Raw genomic sequence first — 9,454 nt, 5'->3', positions numbered from 1 at the left:
CTCGGTGCCGACCAGCCTCACCGCGCCGGCATACATGCCGCCCAGCGCGCTGGAGTCGATCGCCAGGCTCGGCTTGGCGCTGCCGTCGTCAGCACGCGCGGTGGCCGCCAGGGTGCGGGCATCGACATCGTTGCGCCCGGCGACGATGGCCAGGTTGCGGGCCTGGATCTCGGCATTGATCTTGGTGCTGCGGGCAATCAGCTCGAAGCTGTCGACGTTGCTGGCATTGATCCCCGCGCCTTCGATGGCGATGTGGCCCTGGTCGACCTGGTAACGGGTCAGTTGGCCGTTCTCGATCACCGGCTTGCCGGTGCTCAGCGTGGCCTGTGGCGTATTGATGAAACCGCAGCCATCGCAGGTGATGCCGTGGGGGTTGGCGACGATGACACGCGCCGCATGCCCGGCCACCTCGGTATAGCCACGCAACTGGCTGGCGTTGGCGCCGTTGACCTCGTTGAGGATGACGTTGGCCGCCTGGCCGTGGAGGTTGGGGTTGCCCAGGATGATCCCGCCCAGCTGGGTGGCCTGGGTGCGCTCGGTGGCGTTGTTGAGGATCAGCCCCTGCTGGCCGACGTTGTAGTCGCTGAACTGGTTGTGCGATAGCCCGCTGCCATTGGGCGCGGCGATGTTGACGATCGGCACGCCGTTGCCCGCCTGGCCGAGGCTGGTGCCCGGCCCGCTGACCACCACGCCTTCGGCGGCCTGCGCCCACAGCGGCTGCCAGAACATGGCATTGGCCAGCAGGAAGGCCAGGCCACGCTTGGGCAGCCCGCAGAAGCGCTCGCGGGGCTGAATTGCGGCCGAGCGTTGGCGGGCCAGGAAGGCAAACAGGCGAACGTCCATGTCAGGTCTCGTGAATCAGGCGGTCAGATGACAAAGTCCAGGCGCAAGTACACCGGGCATTCCTTGTCGGTCAGCATGTCGGGGCGTTTCAGGCTGTGGGCGAAGGTAGGCACGCAAGCTCGCCCCCGCCGACAACGCACAGGCATCATCCAGTGCCTGCCCCCCGAAAAAAGAGCGCGAGATGTTATTTGGCCATCACGGAAACGTCAAATTAATATCGCCAAAAAACCGTGAAACCATCTACTGCCTGTTCCAGCAGTCACCCAGGCTGAAACTCCAGGCAGCCAGAGGCCACCAGCGCACTGCATCCAGGGCTATCGAGGACGTCGGAAGGGGAGAAATCGGTGCCATGCCTCATCTGGGCATGCGCACCGCAAGAAGCCACACAGAGAAGAGAAGAACTGGCCGCAGCGGCCAGCAAGGACCCGCGAATCGAAACCGGGAGACACCGCCTGGTGATTCCCGGCCCTTGCAGTTCACACGGACTACAAGTCACCCAACAGTTCGCGTATGAACTCGGAGAAACTGTCCGCCACCTGATGGGCCTCACGGCTCACCGGGTCGATATCGACAACCACCCAGCCATTGTTCGTGTCGAACCCTGAGCAGTAACCCTGCAGGTCATCGCCGAACAGCAGGATGCCTTCCAGGGCGTTGTCCCCATCCTCATCGTAGACCTGGTCAGGCGTGAGCAGGCCTTCGTACAACATATAGGCCGCCTCACCCACTTCCCCCCATCCAAGCTCCCTGATGAACGCCAGGTAATCGGCCGGCACCTGCGAATGGGGGCCAGCCAGCGCCGAGAGCACCTGCGCTTCGGCTGTCGTCAGTTTGGAAAGGGGGCCGGACACCTTGTCCGGCTGCAGATCGTCATACATTCCCATTCACCCTGCCCTCTTATCGTGATGTGAAGATTTCCCTGCCCACGCTGTCTTTCCCATGGATGCCACCTTGATGCTGGTCGGGGAAGCGTGCCGGGTGCATGTTCCACCATTCGTTAGGTCCACCGAACCCACTTTCGATGATGTGGTGCGCATCGTAGGGCTGTCCGGCCTTGCGTACCACCTTTGTTCCATCCTTGCTCATCACGTTCTCGGTGTAGCGGGGCCACGTCTGGCCTGTCTTGGTTTCCCACTGGCCGATCAGCTCGTCCTTGACCTTGTTGAACTCGCGTCGGTGTTTCTGGGTTTCCTTGGGCGTGAGCTTGGTGTAGTTCTTTTCGCGCAAGGCATTTGCCAGGTTGTCGCGTTGCTCGGCGGTGACCTTGAGGCCCGTGTGCGCCTCCAGCTCATTGAGATAACGCCGTGCCTGGCTGGAAAGCTGGGTGAACGCCGATGTCGGCCCCTTGGGCGGCACATCGCCGGCAGGCGGCTCGTGCGGCTTGCGGGTGTCCGGCACATCCAGGTGAGATCCCGGCCCATTGCTCCCTTCATGGTGGGTGCCGCCCTTGCGTCCTGGTATGGCGCCCATGATCACGCTGGTGATCAACTTGCCACCGCCAATCAGGAAGTCGCCACCTTCCTTCTTGTCGAGGTCGTCCTCTCCCTCCATGCGCTCGGCAATGTATTTGCCAACCTTCGCCACGGCCTCCTCGACCTTGGCATTGAAGTCCTTGCCCAGCTCCGTCTGGTCGATCACCTGGCTGACAGCCAACTGGATGACAGCCTTGGGGCCTTGCAGCATGGCAAGTGCCACGGTGACCGCCTCGGCCCCATCCGGATGCGCGTCCAGGTACTCGTTGATGGTCGAGACATAGGTCAGCGTCCATTGGACGCTGTCGCGCTCCGCCGTGACATGTGTCGTGTCTAGCTGCAGAGCCCCCAGATTTCGCTCAAGCTCGCGGGTGAAATCCTGCGACTGCTCGAACACATGCTCAAGGTTGTTGAGCTGCTGCAATACCTGGGTCTGGAAGTCTTCCTTGCCCATCAAGGCCATGGCATCGCGTGGCGACATCCCTGCCAGGATCAGCGACTCGAGGGTGTTTTCCGCCAGCGCCCGGCCCGCGACCGCAACAGCGCCGCTGTCCATTGGCCGCCCGGTCATGCGCTGGTAACGATTGACCAGGGCGTTGAGGGCATTGCCGGCCTGTTCGAAGTTCTTCAGCGCCGTCTTGTCGTAGTCGAGCAGCCCATCGCTCCATTTCTGCAGCGTCTCCTTGGGATTCAGCACATCGTGCAGCGAGCTGTCGGTCACATAGAGATCGGTGCGCGACTCCTTGTCCCGCGTGATTTCGTAGGCTTTGTCGAGGTCACGGTTCAGCCCGACTGTGGAGTCCTGGCCGGTCTCGGCGTCCTTGCGCACAGTGATATCACCTGCACCCACGGTGGCGCGGACGGTCTGCTCGCGGTCCTTTTCATACTCCCAGCCACTGACGCTCCAGCTGGTCTGGTTCTTCGAACCCTTCTCGCCGTTGCCCGCGTCTGCGGTGACCTTGCCGTTGGAAGGGTCCTGCTCGGCACTGGCCGACCCCTTCTTCCAGCTGCCACCCACGTTCAGGTAGTAACCGTGCTCCTTGTCCTTGCCGGCAATGTCACTGAAGCCCAGGGTGCCGGTATCGAGCTTGAGATTGCCGTTGTCGGCGGCGATCAGCGCACCGTCGAGCTGGGTGTGGTTCTCGGTGCGGATATCGACCTTGTCACGCCCGGTGATGCGCGTCTGGTCCTCGACCCACTCGGTCTTGCCGGTGGTCTTGCCATAGCCGACCGAGCCACTGACACCGGCGCCCGGGCCCACGGTGACGGTGGCATTGATGTCGAACTCCTTGCCCTTGACCTTGCCAGTGTCGATGGCCGAGGCCACGTTGAGATCGCCACCGACACGGCCGATCACTTCGTCGCCGCGTACCTGGGCGCCCTTGATGTTGGTGTCCTTGCCACTGGTGAACTTCAGCTGGTCACCGGCATACACATAGGCTTGCTGATGACGCTGGGTTTCACGCTCCAGGTCGCCCTTGCCCATGTTGACGCTGGCGTAGACGCCCACACCTTCCGAGCCGAAGGTCAGGCCGACCTCGCCACCGCCGCTATGACGGTTCTGCTCCTGCTGGCTGTCGTTCTTGGCAGCGACGATGTTCAGCTCATTGCCGGCATTCAACTCCACATCGCGGCCGGCCTTGACCTGGCTGCCCACGATATTCAGGTCATTGCTGGCGTCGAGCTTGATGTTACCGCCGGCCTCCAGCTGCGAAGGCGTGGAGGTGCCCTGCTGGCCATCGGCACTGGCAGTGCCATGGCTGCCGCCTATGCCGACCTTGAAGCCGCCACTGGTGCCACCATGCACGCCCCCCCAGCTCTGCGACTGGTTGCTTTCCTGGCTGCTGCTGCCCTTGGCGACATCGATGTTGATATCCCGGCCTTTGATATCGATGTCTCGCCCGGCCTGGACCTTGCTGCCCTTGATATTGACGTCGTTGCCGGCCTGCATCTTCACATCATTGCCGGCCTCCAGCGTCGAAGACCGATTGCTCTGCTCCACGCTTTGCTGGCTGCTGGTCTGCTTGCTGGTACCGATCTTGCCGTCTCCGGTGGGGCCGGAGAAGAACTGGCCGATGGCGTCCACGGTCTGCAAGGTGCTGGAACCCTTGCTGACGCCATCCTCGCCCTTGCCGGTATTGCTTATCGCATCCTTGGTACTGCCGGCGTTATGTTTGATCGAGCCACTGACCCCCTGGCTCTCATACTCGCGTTCCTGCTCCTGGATACGCGTGTCACGGCCGGCATCGATATTGATGTCTCGTCCGGCGCCAAGGCTGATATCGTGCCCTGCCAGCAAGTCCGAACCGGTCTGGTTGATATCACGCCCGGCATTGATATCCAGGTCCTTGCCAGCCTGGATGCGACTGCCGGCAGCCAACTGCTCGCGCAGGCGGTCCTTGGCTTTCTCTTTTTCAACGCCGGCGAAGAAATTGGTACCGTTGTCGTCGGTGTCCGAATGCAGCCCGACGCTGCTCGACTTGGACCACTGCGTATCGTCACGCTGGTTCTGCGCCGCAGTGATATTCACGTCACGCCCGGCGTTCAGGCTGACATTGCGTCCGGCATTGATCCCGCTACCGAGCACGTTGATATCGCGTTCCGCCTCCAGGGTAGCGTCGCGCACGGCGACCACCTGGCTGCCGACACTGGTGCTGCTGCGCGCTTCATGCCCGGAGGTCTTTGCCGACGCAATCGACACCGAGGGGATCGAGACGTTTTGCACGCCCGGCAGCATCAGCGCTGTCGGCGACAGCATGTCCTTGGCCGAAAGCGACAGCTTGAGCTTCTGCTTGTACTCCTCGCTGCGGCTATAGGCGGTGTCGTTGGCCGATACCAGGTTGACATCGCCCTCGTCATCCACCAACCCGGCGCGCAGTTCCACATCGTTGCCGGCATTGGCCTTGCTCGCGCGCAGGCGCACGTCGCTCCCCGCCGCCAGGACAATGTCGTTGCCGGCATCGAGCTCGCTGCCCACCTGGGTGGCGCTGGTCTTGAGCTGGCTCTTGCCGCTCTTCGACAGGCCGAGGAAGCCGGACTTGGTCTTCTTGCTGAACTCGCCATGCTCTTCGACGCCGGACAGCACCGCCACATCGCCCGTCGCGCCAATCATGAGGTCGCCGCCGGCCTTGAGCTGGCTGCCGATCACCGTGACATCGCGGCCGCCATCCAGGGAGATGCCGCCATAGTCCTGCTTGCTGACGTTGACGGTGAGATCACCACCGGCCTCGATCACCGAGGCGACGTTGGTGCTGTGGTAGCTCTCCTTCTGGTTCGAACTCTTGCGACCGAACGAACCCTTGCTCTTCTTGAGGTAGTAGGACGCACTTTCGTCCTGGGCGGAAGCGATGGTCAGGTCGCGCTCGACGTCGATGTCGACATCGCCCTTGCCCTTGACCTGGCTGGCGACGATGGCCATGTCCTGGCCGGCAGACAGCGACACGTCACCACCGGCCTTGACCGTGGTCGAGACCTGGGTGACCTGGTCCTTGGACTGGGTGACCTTCTTGCTGCGGCTGAAGCTGTGGGCTTCGTTGGCGGCGGAGGTCAGGTTCAGGTCTTCGCCCGCGGCCAGGGACAGGTTGCGGCCCGCATCGATCTGGCTGGCCACCGCGGTGAGATCACGGCCCGCGCCAATGCTCAGGTCGCGACCGGCGGTAACCGTCGCGCCATGCTGCTGCACGGTGTTGTTGCGCTGGCGGTTGCTGTAGAAGCCTTCGCGCTCCTCGACCGACAGCAGGCTGACATCGCGCCCGGCGTTGAGGGACAGGTCGCCGCCACTCTGGATCACACTGGCGACGTTGTTGATGTCCTGGCCCGCCTTGAGGCTGAGGCTGTTCCCGGCTTCGATACGGGCGGCGTTATCCAGGTAGTCCTTGTGCTGGCTGGTGCCGCCGAAGTTGGTGACGGCGCGCACCTGGTCGCGCTGGTTGAGGATGTCCCCATTGACCGCGGTCAGGCTCACGTCGCGCCCGGTGATGATGGCGCCGGCGCTGTTGCTCAGGTTGTTGCCGGCCAGCAGTTCCAGGCGCTCTCCGGCCTGGACCAGGCCGGTGTTGACCAGGTTGTTGCCAGCGGTGGCAGACAGGTTGCGGCTGGCCTGCAAGGTCCCGACGTTGGTCAGGTTCTCGCCGGCGATCAGTTCCACGTCCTGGCCGGCGATCAACGCGCCGTTGGGGGCAAGGCGATTGTTGGCCTGGGCCAGGTAAAGCACCGGCACCAGGACTTCCTCGCCGTTGACCTGGTGTTTTTCCATCCACACGATGTCATGGGTCAGCGCCGCCACCTGGGAAGCCGTCAGGCCCACGCCCAGGCTGAGCTGCAGTTGGTCCTTGCTGCGCAGGGCATTGTCCATCAGGTACTTGAACAACTGCTCGCCGGAGGTCTGGCCATCGATGAACTGCTGACCAGTACGGGCCACCACCGCCTGCTGGATCAGACGTTGCTCGTAGAGGCCATCGCCCAGGCGCTTCCAGCTCTGGTCCGGATCGTAGCCCAGGTTGCCGAGCAGGTAGTCGGAGCTCATGAACTGCTTGAGGTCGGTCAGGACCGGGTTGGTCTCGATCAGGTACTTGTGTGGCTTGCTGGTGTATTGGCTGTCCGGCATACGGGTGACACCCGCAATGTCGGGACGTGAGTTGCTCCACGGGTTGCCGTTGGCACCGGGATGTCGCGGCACAGGGGTGGCGTCAACCGCTGCACCGCCCGGTGCGTAGACACCGATGGCACTTGCGTTGCCGCCCACGGCACCGCCCTGGTGGGCAATGCGGTCGATGTCCTGATGGCTCTGGTTCCCCGCACTGGCGTCCATGGCCTGCAGCGCGCCGGGCTGACCGCCTGGTGCCAGCGCCTGGCGGCCCTGGTTCGAAACCTCGGCAGTTCCCAGTGTCCAACCCTGCGGCGAGGCACCCGCGGCACTGCCCCCCTGGCCACTCAGGCGGAACAGTCCGTTCTGGCCGGTGGGCAAGGTGAAGCCGCCCAAAGCCAGGGGGTTGACCTGTTGTTGCGCCAGGTCAGGGGGAAGCTGGGCGTGAATACGGATAACCGTGTTACCGGCAGCGCCCGGCAGCTTGGGGTCAAACGCCTTGCCTGCCGGACCACTGACCGTCAGTCCTTCCTGGATGACGCTGTTGATCACGTCCCTGGTGGCATTGATGCTTACCCGGCCACCCGCCTGTACCACAGCATTCGCGGCACCGACCTGAGTGCCGTGCTCGATGGTACGCTGGTCGTAGAACGTGACGCCTTGAATCTGCGCGGGCAGCGGCGCTCTCGCATTCGGGTTGTATGCCGGCGCAATGTTCAGCGCACTGAGCGAGAAGCCGTCGAACCAGCTCTTCCAACCGATGACCGCGATGGTATTGAAGTTCGCGGTACCGCCAAGCCGGGTGTAGGGCGTGATGCGTGACTCGTTCCAGTTGGCATCCCACATGCGCAATGTGCCAACGAGGTGTCTGTCGCCGTTACTGTTGGCCCTTGTGTATTGCGGGTCATTGGCTGCGTTGTAGCGCATCACCGCAGCAAAATACGGCATGGCGTACTTGACCTTGTCCACGCCTGACAGGGTGAACGACTTCAATACCGAATAGGTGCCCAGTGCCTCGCCCTTGTTGAGGAAGTTCTGCACATTGACCGTGATATCACGCTGTGCGGTGATCACCGAAGCCGAGTTCTCCAGCCGCCCCCCGAGCACGAACAGGTCGCGGCCAGCACGGATGGCGCCGGCGGGCGAGTCGATCTCGACCTTCTTCTCGTAGTACTCCTCAAGCACCATATGACCGCCGCCCGGGCCGGTCTGACGCATGCCGATCGAGCTCCACGTCGGGGCCCCCGTGGTCTTGAAAATTTCCTTGCGGTTCTCGATCGTCTGCGCATTCAGGCGCATGTCCCCGGCACTTTCCAGGCTGCCGGAGATGTTCTCCACCTTGCTCGCCAGCCCACCTGCGGCATTGCCCGCCACCGTCAGCCCAGCCAGGCTGTAGACGTCGCCATAGAAGTTGGTCAGGGTCCCGGTGTACAGCTGCATGTCCCCGCCACTGAACAACAGGCTGCGATCGTTGCGCAGGCTGCCGGTGGTCACGCGCACCAGCTGGTTGCCTCCCAGGGTCCCCAGGTTGTTCAGGCTGCCGGCATTGACCAGCAGATCACCTGCCGCACTCAGCCGCCCCTGGTTGGTCAGCAGGCCCGCCACGTTGACCGTGGTGTTGCCCACGCCGGTGATGCTGGCGTTGCCACCCAGGCTCATCTGCGCCGCGCTCACGCCCAGCGTACCCAGGCTGTTCACCCGCCCATTGGCGCTGCTGTAAGTGCCCCCCAGGTTCAGGCTGAGATCACCGTCACTGGCAATCAGGCCATCGTTGCTCCAGTTGCCGCCGTTGCCCACCAGGCTGTCGAATGCCAGCAACTGGCCGCCGGCGGTCTGGGTGAGGTTGTTGACGTTGACCGTCAGGCGCCCGGCCTGGATCACGCTGGCGTTGGTCCAGCTGTCGGCGGTCAGGGTCAGACCGCCACGGGTGATCAGATTGCCGCCAGCGCGGGTCAGGTTGAGCGTGTCGATGTCGAACACGCCCTTGCCCGCATGCAGCACCTTGCCGCCGACGTTCTGCAACACGCCGACGCCGAGCGTCAGGTCGGTATTACCGACTTCCACCAGCCCGGTGCGGTTGTCGAACAGGCCGCCAATGGCGAACTGGCTCTTGCCTGTGCTGCCCACGGCACGCAACTGGCCACCCTGGTTATCCAGGCTGGCGGCAGTGATGGCGAAAGTACTCGCGCTTTCGACGATGCCGCCACGGTTGTCCAGCGCGCCGCTCAGCCCGATGTCGATACGCTGGCCGACCATCTCGCCACGCGCGTCACCACCGTTGAGCAGGCTGGCGCCGGTGACTTTGAGCAGGCCACTGGCGGAGATGCCGCCGTCGCGGTTGTCCAGCTGCCCGGTGCGGATCAGTGCATCACCACCCAACGCCGCGATGCGCCCGCCGTGGTTGTCCAGACTGGCGCTCTGCACATCGAGGCCCAGGGCCTGGAGGATGCCGCGCTGGCCATTGGCATCGCTGCCGTTGCGCAGCACACCGGTGGTGCGCACGCCCAGCGACTGCTTGAGGCTGGCAAGGATGCCGCCGCGGTTGTCGAGGGTA

Annotated in this window: 3 protein-coding genes; all 3 read right to left on the bottom strand. The window is 63.5% G+C overall.

Annotated features, from left to right (window positions below; genetic code table 11):
- Positions 1–843 (bottom strand): filamentous hemagglutinin N-terminal domain-containing protein (locus tag POF53_RS25505; protein ID WP_498969987.1); only part of this gene is annotated, 843 nt, incomplete at its 3' end.
- Positions 844–1,328: 485 nt separating this feature from the next.
- Positions 1,329–1,721 carry an SMI1/KNR4 family protein gene (locus POF53_RS25500; RefSeq protein ID WP_232857788.1) on the bottom strand — a complete coding sequence of 131 codons (393 nt, stop codon included), beginning with the start codon at positions 1,719–1,721 and terminating at the stop codon, positions 1,329–1,331.
- Between the two features lie 19 nt (positions 1,722–1,740).
- Positions 1,741–9,454 (bottom strand): hemagglutinin repeat-containing protein (locus tag POF53_RS25495; protein ID WP_498969984.1); only part of this gene is annotated, 7,714 nt, incomplete at its 5' end.

Source organism: Mitsuaria sp. RG (assembly GCF_028369275.1).
In the GTDB taxonomy this organism is placed as follows: Bacteria; Pseudomonadota; Gammaproteobacteria; order Pseudomonadales; family Pseudomonadaceae; genus Aquipseudomonas; species Aquipseudomonas peradeniyensis.
This window is presented reverse-complemented; position numbering and strand designations above follow the sequence as displayed.

What these genes read in the sequence shown, in the direction of transcription:
- POF53_RS25500 (WP_232857788.1), bottom strand. Translation starts at nt 1,721, where the DNA reads ATGTATGACGATCTGCAGCCGGACAAGGTGTCCGGCCCCCTTTCCAAA.